This is a genomic window from Corallococcus silvisoli (genome assembly GCF_009909145.1).
GTDB classification, from domain to species: domain Bacteria; phylum Myxococcota; class Myxococcia; order Myxococcales; family Myxococcaceae; genus Corallococcus; species Corallococcus silvisoli.
In genome coordinates, this window is sequence record NZ_JAAAPJ010000007.1 from 507,991 (window position 1) to 521,367 (window position 13,377).

At 71.3% G+C, this 13,377-nt stretch carries 9 protein-coding genes; 4 read left to right on the top strand and 5 right to left on the bottom strand.

The features are described from left to right. From dnaJ to GTY96_RS16425, 3 genes are all read left to right on the top strand, one after another. Complete coding sequence (gene dnaJ, locus GTY96_RS16415) at nucleotides 1–1,122, top strand: molecular chaperone DnaJ (RefSeq protein WP_143904131.1); 1,122 nt, start codon at nucleotides 1–3, stop codon at nucleotides 1,120–1,122. A 176-nt stretch (nucleotides 1,123–1,298) separates the two neighbouring features. Beyond that, nucleotides 1,299–3,437, top strand: coding sequence for a penicillin-binding protein activator (locus GTY96_RS16420; RefSeq protein ID WP_235685639.1), 2,139 nt, complete (start codon nucleotides 1,299–1,301; stop codon nucleotides 3,435–3,437). Further along, entirely contained in the window at nucleotides 3,434–5,083 is a 1,650-nt protein-coding gene (locus GTY96_RS16425) for a WD40 repeat domain-containing protein (RefSeq protein WP_161665204.1), read from the top strand. Before GTY96_RS16420 ends, GTY96_RS16425 begins: the two co-directional genes overlap by 4 nt. Here GTY96_RS16425 and GTY96_RS16430 read toward each other — a convergent pair. Continuing rightward, entirely contained in the window at nucleotides 5,077–5,769 is a 693-nt protein-coding gene (locus GTY96_RS16430) for a ferredoxin reductase domain-containing protein (protein WP_161665205.1), read from the bottom strand. The genes GTY96_RS16425 and GTY96_RS16430 overlap by 7 nt on opposite strands. 55 nt (nucleotides 5,770–5,824) lie before the next feature. Between GTY96_RS16430 and GTY96_RS16435 the strand changes: the two genes are divergently transcribed. Further along, complete coding sequence (locus GTY96_RS16435) at nucleotides 5,825–6,607, top strand: transglycosylase domain-containing protein (protein ID WP_143904139.1); 783 nt, start codon at nucleotides 5,825–5,827, stop codon at nucleotides 6,605–6,607. A 15-nt stretch (nucleotides 6,608–6,622) separates the two neighbouring features. Here the strand turns inward: GTY96_RS16435 and GTY96_RS16440 are convergent, their stop codons facing one another. From GTY96_RS16440 to GTY96_RS16455, 4 genes are all read right to left on the bottom strand, one after another. Then, complete coding sequence (locus GTY96_RS16440; protein ID WP_143904141.1) at nucleotides 6,623–8,350, bottom strand: serine/threonine-protein kinase; 1,728 nt, start codon at nucleotides 8,348–8,350, stop codon at nucleotides 6,623–6,625. Nucleotides 8,351–8,491: 141 nt separating this feature from the next. Beyond that, on the bottom strand, nucleotides 8,492–10,228 hold the full coding sequence (locus tag GTY96_RS38275) for a hypothetical protein (RefSeq protein WP_161665206.1): 1,737 nt from the start codon (nucleotides 10,226–10,228) through the stop codon (nucleotides 8,492–8,494). A gap of 14 nt (nucleotides 10,229–10,242) precedes the next feature. Beyond that, the gene (locus GTY96_RS16450) at nucleotides 10,243–11,202 is read right to left on the bottom strand and encodes a hypothetical protein (protein ID WP_143904143.1); all 960 of its coding nucleotides are present in this window, start codon (nucleotides 11,200–11,202) and stop codon (nucleotides 10,243–10,245) included. A gap of 305 nt (nucleotides 11,203–11,507) precedes the next feature. Beyond that, nucleotides 11,508–13,253 (bottom strand): CpaF family protein, encoded by a 1,746-nt coding sequence (locus GTY96_RS16455; protein WP_161665207.1) that lies wholly within the window; start codon nucleotides 13,251–13,253, stop codon nucleotides 11,508–11,510. Nucleotides 13,254–13,377 lie beyond the last annotated feature (124 nt).

A 13,377-nucleotide genomic window follows, 5' to 3' on the forward strand; every position in this document is an offset into this window, starting at 1 on the left:
ATGGCAGGGGCCGCAGGGCAGAAGCGCGACTACTACGAGGTCCTGGGCGTCCAGAAGACTGTCTCGGCGCAGGACCTGAAGAGCGCGTTCCGCAAGGTCGCGTTGCAGTACCACCCGGACCGCAACCCCGGGAACCACGAGGCCGAGGAGAAGTTCAAGGAAGCCTCGGAGGCCTATGAGGTCCTGAGCGATCCGGACCGGCGCACGAAGTACGACCGCTTCGGGCACGCGGGCAACCCCTTCGGGGACGCGGGCGGTGGCTTCCAGGGCGTCAACATCAACGACATCTTCGGGGAGATCTTCGGAGACATCTTCGGGGGCGGCGGCGGCCGGGGGCGGCGGCAGACCAGCCGCGGCGCGGACCTGCGCTACAACCTGGAGATCTCCTTCGAGGAGGCGGCGTTCGGCTGCCGCCCGAAGGTGACCATCCCGCGTCCGAAGAAGTGCGACACCTGCTCCGGCTCTGGCAGCAAGAGCGGCGCGGCGCCCCGGCAGTGCGCGGCGTGCGGCGGCAGCGGGGAGCTGCGCTACTCGCAGGGCTTCTTCGCGGTGTCCCGGCCGTGCGGCGACTGCGGCGGCACGGGCGCCACCATCCCGGATCCCTGCGGCAAGTGCCGGGGCTCCGGGAAGATTCCGTCGGAAGAGGTCATCGAGGTCGCCATCCCGGGCGGCGTGGACAACGGCACGCGCGTGCGGCTGTCCGGCATGGGCGAGCCCGGGGACCGGGGCGGGCCCGCGGGCGACCTGTACGTGACGGTCATCGTGCGCGAGCACCCGCTGTTCCAGCGCGAGGAGTACGAGGTCTTCTGCGAGGTGCCGGTGTCCTTCACGCAGGCGGCGCTGGGCGCGAAGATCGACGTGCCCACGCTGGACGGCAAGGTGAAGATGACCATCCCGCAGGGCACCCAGTCCGGCAAGGTGTTCCGCCTGCGCGGCAAGGGCATCCCGCATCTGCACAGCCAGCAGCGCGGGGATCAGCACGTGCGCGTCATCATCGAAACGCCCACGGAGCTGTCGTCGAAGCAGCGCGAGCTGCTGGAGCGCTTCGCGGAGGTCTCCGGCGAGGAGACCCACCCCCAGTCGAAGTCCTTCTTCGACAAGGTGAAGGAACTCTTCGGCTAGCTGGCCGGGCGTGCGTCCCGGGCCGCGCGTGGGCGCGGTCCCGGGGCCACGGCGCGAGGGCTTCCCCTCGGTGACGCACGCGGGCACGCGCGGTGCATTGAAGCGGACGTTCCAGGGGAATCTTCCCCCCGCTCAAGTGTCGACGGAGCCGCACCCGCGCTGCTATGCACCTCGCCATGGAAGTCCTCTCCGCATCGCGCCGCGCGCTCGTCGCCGCGCTGGCCCTGACGTTGACCGCCTGCCCCAGGGCGCCCTCCCAGACGGATGGAAGGGACACCTCCGGGGGTGACACCTCCCAGGGCCGCCCCCGCGTGGAGGCGAAGCAGGACGCGACCGCGAACGCCGCGCTCGCCCAGGCCCGCACGCAGGCGCAGGCGAACCCGGACAAGAAGCAGGCCGCGGAGGCGTACCTGTCCGTGCGCAAGGCCTACCCGGCCACCACCGCCGGCCAGGACGCGCTCTACAACGCGGGCGTCCTCTTCTACGAGGCGAAGGACTACGCCAACGCGCGCAAGACCTTCAACGAGCTGCTCTTCGAGAACCCCCTCTACGACCAGGCCGAGGACGCCAAGCACAAGCTGGCCCTCTCCGCCATGGAGGTGGGCGCCTACCGCGACGCGTACCAGACCCTCACCAGCCTGGCGGAGCGCGCGGAAGGGGAGCAGAAGGAGCAGCTGCTGAGGGAGGCCTCGCGCGCGGCGGAGGGCGCGGGCCTGTACTCGCAGGCGCTGTCGTCCGCGGTGGCCGAGGCGGGGGACGCCCGGACGCCGGAGGAGAAGACGGCCGCCGTGCAGAAGGTGGAGAAGCTGGTGGAGGGCCGCGCCAGCTTCCTCGACATCGCGCGCGTGCAGGAGGGCCTGTCCTCGGCCAACCCCGCGTGGCCGGTGCTCCAGTTCAAGCTGGCGCGCATCTACTACCACCTGCGCGACTGGACCCGCCTGGAGGAGACGCTGCAGCGCTTCCTGCGCGAGGCGCCGGACAGCACCTTCGCGCCGCAGGCGAAGGAGCTGCTCGCGCGCGCCACCCGCCGCGTGGAGGTGCGCCCGCGCACCGTGGCGGTGCTGCTGCCCATGACGGGCCGCTACCAGCCCATCGGCGAGGCGGTGCTGCGCGGCGTGAAGCTGGGCCTGCAGGGCAGCGACATCGAGCTGGTGGTGAAGGACACGCAGGGCGACGTCAACAAGACGGGCCAGGCGATGGAGCAGCTCGCGTTCGACGACGGCGCCATCGCGGCGATGGGGCCGCTCCTGGTGGACGACACCAAGCGCGCGGCGCTGCTGGCGGAGGAGCTTCAGGTGCCGCTGCTGACGCTGAGCCGTCAGGAGGGCATCACGGACATCGGTCCGTACGTCTTCCGCAACATGCTGACGAACTCCGCGCAGGCGCGCGCCATCGCGGACTACGCGATGAACGTGAAGGGCTACAAGCGCTTCGCGGTGCTCTACCCGAACATCCCCTACGGCGTGGAGCTGGCGAACGAGTTCTGGGACGACGTCGTGTCGCGCGGCGGCGCGGTGCGCGGCGCGGAGTCGTACTCCTACGACCAGACCACGTTCACCGGCGAGGCCAAGCGCCTGGTGGGCCGCTACTACCTGGAGGACCGCGGCGACTACGCGGAGGCCGTGCGCGACGTGCAGGACGAGAAGATCACCGACGCGTACCGCCGCCGCAAGGCGATGGAGAAGGCCCGCAGCGGCGTGGAGCCCATCATTGACTTCGAGGGCCTGTTCATCCCGGACGACTGGCGCCGGGTGAGCCTGGTGACGCCCGCGCTCGCGGTGGAGGACATCGTCACCAACGCGTGCGACCCGCGCGACCTGGAGCGGATCCGCAAGACGACGGGCAAGAAGGACCTGAAGACCGTGACGCTCTTCGGCACCAACCAGTGGTCCAGCCCCAAGGGCCGCTCGGGCCTGCCGGAGCTGCTGGAGCGCGGCGGCAAGTTCGTCACCTGCTCGGTGTACGTGGACGGCTTCTTCGTGGACTCGCAGCGGCCGGCCACGCAGAAGTTCGTGAAGTCCTACCGCGAGGCGTACCGCGAGACGGGGCGCGACCCCGGCCTGCTGGAGGCCATCGGCTTCGACTCGGCGCGCATGGTGCGGCAGGTGATTGACAAGCAGCGGCCCAACACGCGCGCGGCGATGCGCGAGGCCATGGCGGGGCTGAAGGACTTCGACGGCGCCACCGGCCGCACGTCCTTCAACGACAAGCGCGAAGCGGACAAGCAGCTGTTCCTGCTGTCCGTGGACAGCAAGGGCGTCAACGAGATCAACGTCGAGAAGGAAAAGGCCGCCGCCCGCGGCTCGGGTTCATGAGCCCGCGCGCCGGGGCCTTCGTCCTCGCGGGGGTGCTGGGGCTCGCGGGCTGCGCGCACGCGCCCTCGTCCCTGTCGCCGTGGACGCTGTCGCAGCTGGAGTCCATCGCGGGGAGCTACCTCGAGGGGCCCGTGGAGGGCTTCGACGGGACGCCCACCGTCCTCAACCGCAAGGACTTCATCTGGGCGCTGGACTTCGCGCCTGGTGGCGACCGCGTGGCGTACACGCGCCTGGGTGACAAGGCGTACCACGTCTCTGTCTGGGACCTGGCGCCCGCCACCGCGAAGCCTGGGGACGCGAACGCCCCCGTGCTCCGCGCGGATCCCGCCGTCAACGCGCAGCAGTTCGATCTGGAAGGCGTGGCCCTCTCGCGGGAGGGCTCGCGCGTGGCCACGGTGAGCCGCAGCGGCGCGGTGCAGCTCTTCGACGCGGTGACGGGCGCGGCGCTGGCGGAGCTCGCCACGGAGGAGCCCCTGGTGTCGGTGGCCTTCCATCCGGATGGCCGGTGGATGGCGGTGGGCAGCGCGCAGGGGCTGGTGTCGGTGCTGTCGGTGCCGGACCTGGCGTTCAGCGCGGAGGCGAGGCTGCACTCGGGACCGGTGAGCGCGCTGGCGTTCGCGGAGGACGGGACGCTGTATTCGGGTGGCTGGGACGGCCACGTGCGCGCGTCGGACCTGCCGGTGCAGTCGCTGCGGCCGGACGCGGCGCGCACGCACTTCGAGCGGCGCGGCGGATTCGCGGCGCTGCAGGGCCGTGTGGACGGCGGTCCGCCGGTGGTGCTGGCGCTGGACTCGCGCTCGCCGGTGGTGGTGCTCACCACGGCGGCGGCGACGGCGGTGGGCATCGACGTGGCGTTCCTGAAGGACACCGTCACCGTGCCGGGCGCGCTGGGCAACACCGTGGCGCGGCTGGCGCGCGGCCGCACGCTGCGCTTCAAGGCGCTGACGTTGCCGGGCGTGGACGTGGCGGTGTGCGACGCGTGCGTGCCCCAGGGGAACCAGGGCGTGCTGGGCGCGCCCTTCAGCGAGCGCGTGGACGTGGTCTTCGACGAGACGACGGCGGAGGCGGTGCTCACGCTCAAGGGCGGCGCGCCGGAAGGCACGACGGGGATGATGGCGCGCGCGCTCGCGCCGCGTTCGGACTTCACCTTCCCCGCGCACGTCAACGACGTCACCGTGGACGCGGCGGGGCGGCGGCTGGGCGTGGCCTTCAGCGCGGAGAAGGCGGAGCGCAACCGCCAGGTGTACGAGCGCGAGCGCAAGGGCGTGGAGGAGCCCCGGGGCCCGTGGAACGCGGGCGCGCTGGTGGACGCGGCCTCTGGTCAGGTGCTGCGCAAGTGGGAGGCGCACCACGGCGTGGTGTCCTCCGCGGCCATCTCGCCGGACGGGCGGTCGCTGGCGTCGGGGGGCTGGGACAAGCGCGTGTACCTGTTCACCGACGGCGAGCCGGGGCCCAAGGGCGAGCTGGAGTTCGGCTGGTCCGTGCGGCGCGTGCGCTTCTCCCCGGATGGACGCATGGTGGGCGTGGCCGCGTGGACGCCGCAGAAGGCCACCGGCAATCAGGAGAGCGACCCCGCGGCGGTGCTGGCCCCGGTGCGCTACACGACGCCCCAGGTGCGGACCTACGCCGCCGCGGCGGCTCAGTAGTTGAGGAACACGGCGCTCTGCGGGACGCCGCGCTGGCGCAGCTGGGCCATCACGTCCTGCACCATGTCCGAGGGGCCGCACACGAAGGCGACGGCGTGCTCCAGCGGCTCCTCGCCCAGGTGGGCCTGCACGTAGCCGGTGAGGCCCTGCCAGCCGCTGGCGCCGGGCTGGCTCACGGTGCACACCACGCGCACGCCGCCGGCCTGCCACTGCTCCAGCTCGTGCGCGTACGCGAAGCTCCGGGGCGTGCGCGCGCCGAAGTACAGCGTCACCCGGCCGTACGCGTGCCGCTCCTGCCGCACGCTGGCGATGACGGGGCGGATGGCGGAGATGCCGGAGCCGCTGGCGAACAGCAGCAGGTCATGGCCGCGCGCCTTCTCCATGGGGAAGCCGGGGCCCTCCGGCCGCGACACCTCCACGCGCGCGCCCACGGGCAGGTGCAGCAGCGCGGCCGGCAGGGGGCCCTCGTCCTTGAGGAGGAACTCCCACCGCGTGCCGGAGGGAGCGGGCGGCGAGGCGATGGCGAACATGCCCGCTGCCTGGCCAGGGAGGCGCAGGTGCACGTACTGGCCGGGGTGGGCGTGGGCGCCCACGAGGGCGGTCCCGGCGATGTCGAGCACCCAGTCGGTGAGGCCATCCGCCGAGGGGGTGCGGGCGGTGACCGTGGCGGTATGCCAGTCGCTCATGAGGACTCTCTAACCCGGCCTCCAGACACGCGCCCGCCCTGCTAGAGTCGGCCGCGTGAAGACCGTTTTCTGGCTGTTCATGTTCCTCGTGGGGTTGGCCGGCGTGGTGATTCCCATCACGTATCTCTACACGGCCAGCAAGCTGCCGCGCCTGGAGAGCGAGTTCGACGTCGAGAGTCAGCTGCGCCACCGCATCGAAGGCGACCGGATGAGTGTGCTGGCCGGTCGCATGGACGGTGGGAAGGACCGCGCGTCGGTGCCCTTCACGCGGCCGGACTTCTCGCGGATGCCCAAGGACCTGGTGGCGCTCTACATCCGGCAGATGGATTGCCCCACCTACTTCCAGACACCGCGCGAGGACGGGCGCGCGTGGGCGTGGCGCCTGTTCTCTGGCGTGACGCTGGGCAAGGTGCCCCCGGGGGACGGCGCGTGCGAGCGGCGCCTGGCCATGCGCATCGCGCGGGAGATGGGCATCGAGGGGGACCTGCAGCTGTCCGTGGCGGCCCACCGGCTCCACGCCTTCTTCCAGAAGGACCAGCTCATCGCCTACGAGCTGTCCATCCTGCGCTTCGAGCGGGGCGTCATCGGCGTGGAGGACGCGGCGCGCAAGCTCTTCGGCCGCGAGCTGGGCGACCTGCAGCTGTCGGAGCTGGCGGAGCTCCAGCTCGCGCTGCCGCCGTATGGCTATTACGGCGACATCAAGGCCTGCAAGAACGCGAGCCTCATCCGGCAGAACCGGGACATGCTGCTGCAGGACCTGGCGGGCTACTCGCTGGTGAGCGAGGAGCGCGCGCGCAACGCCATCGCGCAGCCGGTGGCGTGCCTGTCGGTGAAGTAGCGCTCCGGGGCGCGGCTACTTGAGATAGCGCTGCTTCCAGTCGCGGAGGTCCAGGGAGATCTCCGCGCGCGCCTGCGCGTCGTCCGCGTTCTCCAGGCGCTTGAGCTGCTTGTCCAGGTAGTTGAGCGCGGCCTGCTGGGTCAGCCCCTTGTGGACCTTGTTGTCGGTGTACAGCGGGCTGTTCTCGATCTGCCTCACGGTGTCGAGGATCTGCTGCTTCACGGCCGACTCGCTCGTCGACTCCGGGCGCTTGTTCGGAACGGGCGCGGAGCCTTCGCGAAGGGTCCTCGGACCCACGGCCTTGATGATGGGCGGCCCGGCCTTCACCGGCGGAGGGGCCTCGATGGCGGGCACGGGCGGCGGCGCCTCCGGCTCCAGCGCGGCGAGGGGCTCGGGCGGGGGCGGAGCGGGCTCCACCTCCACTGCCTTCGGTGCGGGCGGCGGCTCCGTTTTCACCGCGACGGCCACGGGCTGAACCGCTTCACCGCCGCCGCGCGTGGCGATGACGACGCCCACGGCCGTGAGCAGCACGGCGGCGCCAATGACGACGGGCGCCAGGCGCCGCACCGGCCGGTCTTCTTCCTGGGGCACCACCAGGTCATGCGGAACCGGCGCGGGCACCTGCGTGGTGGGCCGGCGCGCCTCCGCGTCGCTGACGACGATGGGCGGCTTCGGCGGCGCGGGCGGCTCCTCGGTGGGCGCGGGCGCGGTGGGGTTGGTGCGCGTGGCCCGGAGGGTGCGGCGCAGCTTCGCTAGGTGCTGACGCAGGGCATCCGCGGAGTTGGGGCGCGTCTCCGGGTCCTTGGTGAGCATCTGCAGGATGAAGGCGTCGACGGCGGGCGGCAGGTCGGGGACGAACTCCGACGGCCGGGGCGGGCGGGCCTCCACGTGCTTCATCAGCAGGTCCACGGGGGAGCTGCCGATGAATGGCAGCCGGCCGGTGACGATTTCGAAGGTGACGACGCCCATGGCGTACAGGTCCGTCATGGGGCCCACGGACTGGCCGCGGGCCTGCTCGGGCGCCATGTACTCCGGGGTGCCGACGACCATGTCGGTGCGCGTCTGCGCGGTGCGGCCGGTGGGGCCTTCGCCGCGCTTGGCGAGCCCGAAGTCCAGCAGCTTCACGTAGCGCGAGCCGTCCGGCTGGCGCACCAGGAAGATGTTGCTGGGCTTCAGGTCGCGGTGCACCACGCCCGCGCCGTGCGCCGCGCCCAGGGCGGCCAGCACCTCATCGAGCAGGGACAGGGCTTCCGGGACGGGGAGCCGGCCCTTCTCCGCGAGGATGGCGTCCAGCGGCTGCCCATCCAGGTACTCCATGACGATGTACTGGCGACCGTCGGGGAGCTGGCCGAAGCCGAAGATGTCGATGATGCCACGGTGGCGGATGGCGTTGACGGCGCGGGCCTCCGCGAGGAGCCGGGCCACCTGTTCGGACGAATGCGCCAGCTCCGGACGGAGCACCTTCACGGCGACGCGCTTACCGATGAGCGGCTGGATGCCGTCGTACACGAGCCCCATCCCACCCACGCCGATGCGCGAGCGCAGCTCGTACTCGCCCAGCTTCAGGCCGATGAGGGGGTCGGTGATGGCGGTCGCTTCGGTGCCGGGGTGCTCCACGATGACCTTCGGTTCCGGTGGAGTCGGGTGGAACGACGACAGCACGACGGTGCCATCGCGAGGGCACACCGCCGTCTCCGACGGAACGGTGAGGCCGCAGGTTTCGCAGATCAGCTCGGAAGACATCTCCACCAGGGGCGAGCGTAACAGGGGAAATCCCCGGAAGCGAAGCACAGGCCGACCCACGCGGGGCAAGCGGACAAGCGCTTGCCCCAAGGTCTCGTTTTCTTACCCGCTGCTGTCAGGCAGCGGGCGGATGCCGCTGGGTCAGGGAGTTACTGCTTCGGTGAAGGTGCAGCCAAGGTCGCGTGACTTGAGGCCCTGCGCCCCGTCTACCCCACCATCACTGTGGCCCCCAGCACCACCAAGGCCCGGGTCTATCGAGACAGTTGAGGGATTCCACGTGACGCCCGCATCCTCACACCAGACGCCAACGGAGGGGCCACCGCCGCCGCCTCCTCCCCAGCCGCCACGTCCGCCCGGTCCCCCGACACCCCCCATGCCGCCCTGACCGCCCACGGTGTTCACCTTCCGGGTGGGCAATTGGGAATCAGTCCCCTGGACGTTGTCCGTATAGGGGCCACCGTTGCCTCCGATTCCTCCATCTCCACCCAGGCCACCAGGCCCACCCGCTCCGCCTTCTCCACCACCACGAGTGCTGAGCCGGGTCCCGTTCGCGAGCGTGACATCCGCATGGCTGAGCAGGAGCGCAATGGATGCGCCTCCTCCCGCGCCAGCCTTGCCGCCGGACCCACCGCACCCGCCTGTGCCGCCTCCACCGCCGCCACTCCCTCCGGCGATCTTGGACGTTGGGGCATTGCAGCTTCCCCCTGCGCCTCCTCCGCCACCCCCCGCGCCCAGCTTGCCCGGCGTTCCATTCGTGCCTTGTTGGTTGGGCTCCCACTGTCCGGTCTTCACGATGCCGGAGCCAGCGCCGGCATCCCCTGGATTGCCCATCTCCCCAGGGCTCCCAGTGAAGCCAGCGTCTCCTGCAGACCCTTCGCATGAGCAGGTGGCGACTTCACAGCCGGCGTCCTTCCGGTACCCGCCGGCACCGCCTGGGGTCAATCCCGGGCTGCCTTCAGCACCAGGCAGTCCCGCGCCTCCGGGGTTGCCGGTCCCTCCCGCTCCCCCGATGGAGGTGCCGTCCGCGCAGGTGATGGCCACCAGGGGACGTCCACCACCGCCGCCTGTGTTTTCACCGCCTGTGCTTCCACCCGGTCCATCGAGGCCGGCCTGCCCGTTGGCGCCCAGGGAACCTGCCTGCCCCTGGCCACCCTTGCCCGCTTCCAGGACGGTGTTGCGCAGCACGAACCTGGAGGAATCGAGGGCGCGAACAGCGATGGAGGCTCCACCGTCCAGGCCATCACTGGAGACAATGTGCAGCGAGTCCAGCAGCACGCCTGGGTCCGTCACGTCGCGCACCGTGAACGCCAGCGTGCCGCCGTCCACGAGCGTGGGCGCGGTGCTCTTGAAGCGGCTCCAGTAGCGGTCCCCGGGGCCGTTCCACTTGTAGCCGCCGTGGAGCGACACGGGCGTCGTCACGACGGTCTCCGGCTCGTTGTACGTCCCGACACCCAGGTACACGTGCGTGCGGCCCGTGCTCGCGCCCGTGGTGCGGATCATCTCCAGCGCCCTGTTTAGGGTCAGCAGCGGGAGCAACTGGGTACCTTCGTTCGTGTCGCTACCGCGAACCGGATCCACGAAGTAGCCAGCGGCCGCGACTCCATCCACGCCATCGCAGTTCAGGTCCCGGCCTTCGGGGTCGGGCTCGTCCGCGTCGGAGACGAAGGTGCACGTCGGCTCCGGATCCACGATGTCTCCGCCATCGCCCCCGTCACCGGCGTCGCTGCCGCCATCGTCGGTCCCACCGTCCGGCCGCGGTTCGCAGCGGCCCTCGCTCTTGCAGTCTTCGTAGGCCGCGTCGAAGTCCTGGCATCCGCCCACGCCGAGCACCGCACCGAACACCGCGCTCAGCGCTCCGACCTTCCAGAGGTTCCGCATGGCTCTCCCTGCCCTCACTGCCACGTTCCGGCCACGCCCAGCCCACCGCCTCGCGGTGTGAGCGTCACGGACGGCTGAACCGATGTCTGCTTCACCGGCACGAAGTACATCAGCGCGCCCGTCACCAGCGCCGCCGCGCCCACACCCATGCCCACCACCCCCAGCGTCTGCGCGCGCTTGCCGGAGTCCTTCAGGTCCTGCCCGTTGGTGATGGGGCCTTCCGCCTGAAGGTCCCGGAACTTGCCGCGCGACTGCACATAGAACACCGTGCCCACGCCCGCGAGCACCACGCCCCCCGCCGCCGGCAGCCACGCCCACTGGCGCCGCCCCGACGCCTCCACCTTCGGCGTGTCGGTCAAGTCCATCTGGTTGGGAGGCAGCACGCCCGGCGTCAGGTCCGGCCCCACCGGCTGCTTCTCACCGGGTGTCACGGTGGGCGTCTGCTGGGCCACGGGCGGCGTCACCGGTGGCGCCACCGGCTCCGGACGCAGCACCCGCAGCGTGCGCGGCACCACCACGTCCAATGACTTGTTGAGCGCGTCCAGCACCTGGTCCTCGCTCACGCCGGGGACGGACTCCTCCACCAGCGGCGCGCCGTCCTGCGCGGTGTAGACGCGCACGCCGGCCTTGTAGGCGTTCAGGTACGGGCCAATCTCCGTCACCATCACCACGTCCGTCTTCGCGGCCGTGCCCAGCGACGCGATGCACGAAGGCTGCGTGCGGTTGCAGCGCATCATCGCCGTGCGCTTCTTCTTCGGCAGCGTGCGCGTCACGTCCTCCACGCGGATCACCTCCAGGCCCCGGGCCTTGAGCTGCTCGGCCACGTGCTCCTGGGCGGTTCCGACGAGATAGCGCGGCGTTCCCCGCGTCACGTCCGTCGGTGCCAACAACACGGTGACGGGCTTCGCGGGGGAGGGGAGCGCGGGCGCCTGGGCGACCACCAGGGTGAGCGCGGCGAGGAAGGGGATCAACACGGGGCCACTTTCTCCCCGACCCGTCCTCCTCGCAAGGTCAGGATTCGCGGTCCCGGGTGGTGGGACAGGGCCCCACCCACGCCGGGGCGACGCCGATGTCCTGCGTCGGGCGCCGGGCATGGATGCGTCACGTCACCATGGCCTCGGATACCTGGAAGGTCGCCGCGCCGCGCCGCGCACCCCGGTCCAGGTTGACGGTGCGCGTGGAGACGTCGCGCTGGCAGTGGGGGCCGAAACGAACCTGGCACCGGGGCCGGCGGCACACGTCCGGCGGCGAAGATGGCGCGGGCGTCAGGACCCCGCGCCTACCGGCGTGGGCGCTCCGGCGGCGGGCGGATCTGCGTCTTCTCCGACGTGTTCATCTCCGTCCTGGGTCGCTCATCCTCTTCGTCCTCGTCATCCGAGGGCGGAGGCGGCGGCCCTGGCGGACGGCGCGCCGGCGGCGCACCCGCGCGCAGGGGGTTGGACGGCGGCGGGCCCTGGCGCGCGGGGGACGGGGGCGGAGGGCGGCGCGGGGGCGGGGTGTTCCGGGTGGGCGGCGCCTCCGCGAGCAGGTCCTCCGAGACCTGCACCAGCGGTTCGGACATGGGCGAGGCGCGGGTGTCCTCCTCCGCGGCGAACGGGTTGCGCGTGGGCGGCGGCGTCTTGTCGTCGTCGTTCGCGGCCGGGGGCGGCGGACGGGATGGCAGCGCCGGGCGCGGCGCCGGAGCGGCCTTCGCGGGCGGCGGCGGCGGGGCGGCGGCGGGCTTCGCGGCGGCGGGCGCCGCGGGCTTGGGGGAGGCGTGGCCGGAGACGGGGCCGTCCGGGGCCGCGTTCTTCAGGAGCTGCTCGAAGCGGGCCCACTCCTCCTTGAAGTGCGCGGGATCCGGCAGGTTCTGTTCGCGGTGCTTCAGCGACGGGGCCCAGCGCAGGGTGTACGCCTCGCCCACCTGGAAGTTGGGCGGCGGCGGCACGCCGTAGGTGGCCGGGTCGAAGAAGGTGTCGTCCAGGTCGTCGAAGCCGTACGCGCGCGCCTTCTGGATGAAGTTGGGGATGATGCCGGTGGGCGCGTGGTAGCCCAGGATGTTGCCGTGCTCGTCCTTGGCGACGGGCGTGAAGACGAAGATGTCCTGCGTGCGGTACTCGCCCTTCTCGTTGAGCGGGAGCACCTCCGACAGGGCGATGGTCTTGCGGCTGCCGTCGTGGAGGCGCTCGCAGCAGATGACGAAGTTGATGGCGCTGGCCACCTGGGCGCGCACGGCGACCATGGGCAGCTCCACGGACGACATGAGGCACAGGGACTCGATGCGGCGCAGCGTGTCCGTGGGCGTGTTCGCGTGCGTCGTCGCCAGCGAGCCGCCGTGGCCGGTGTTCATGGCCTGCATGAGGTGGAAGGCCTCGCCGCCGCGCACCTCGCCGACCACGATGCGGTCGGGGCGCAGACGCAGCGCGGAGTGCAGCAGGTCTCCCATGTCCACCGCGCCCTTGCCGAACTTGTCGGCGGGGCGCGATTCAAAGGCCACGATGTGGGACTGGTTGAGCTGGAGCTCGGCGGAGTCCTCGATGGTGAGGATGCGCTCCTCGTCCGGGATGAGGGACGAGACGATGTTGAGGAGCGTCGTCTTGCCGGAGCCGGTGCCGCCGGCCACCAGCATGTTGAGCTTGGTGGCGATGCCCGCTTCGATGAGGCGCGCCATGGGCTGGGTCAGCGACTTGAACTTCAACAGCGAGTCGATGGTCAGCTTGTCCTTGAAGAACTTGCGGATGGAGATGGTGGTGCCGTTGCGCGCGATGGGCGGAATCACCACGTGGATGCGGCTGCCGTCGGGGAGGCGCGCGTCCAGGCGGGGGCGCTCCTCGGACAGCGGGCGGCCCACGAACTGGGCCATGTTGCGCGCGGCGCCCAGCAGGCCTTCGTCGGAGAAGGAAGCATCCGTCTTGATCAGCCGGCCCTTGCGTTCGATCCACACGTCGGTGGGGCCGTTGATCATGATTTCCGACACCGACTCGTCGTCCAGGTAGGGCAGGACGGGCTTGAGGAAGGCGCGGAGCGACTCGGTGTACATCGTCATGGCGGGCGCAAGGCTAGCGCGCCCCGGCCCCGGCCCCAAGCTCTCAACCCTGACTGCCTGCTCGCTTTCCGGTGCGACACTCCAGCACTCTGGGGACCTCGGGCCGCGGCCCGCCATTTCGAAG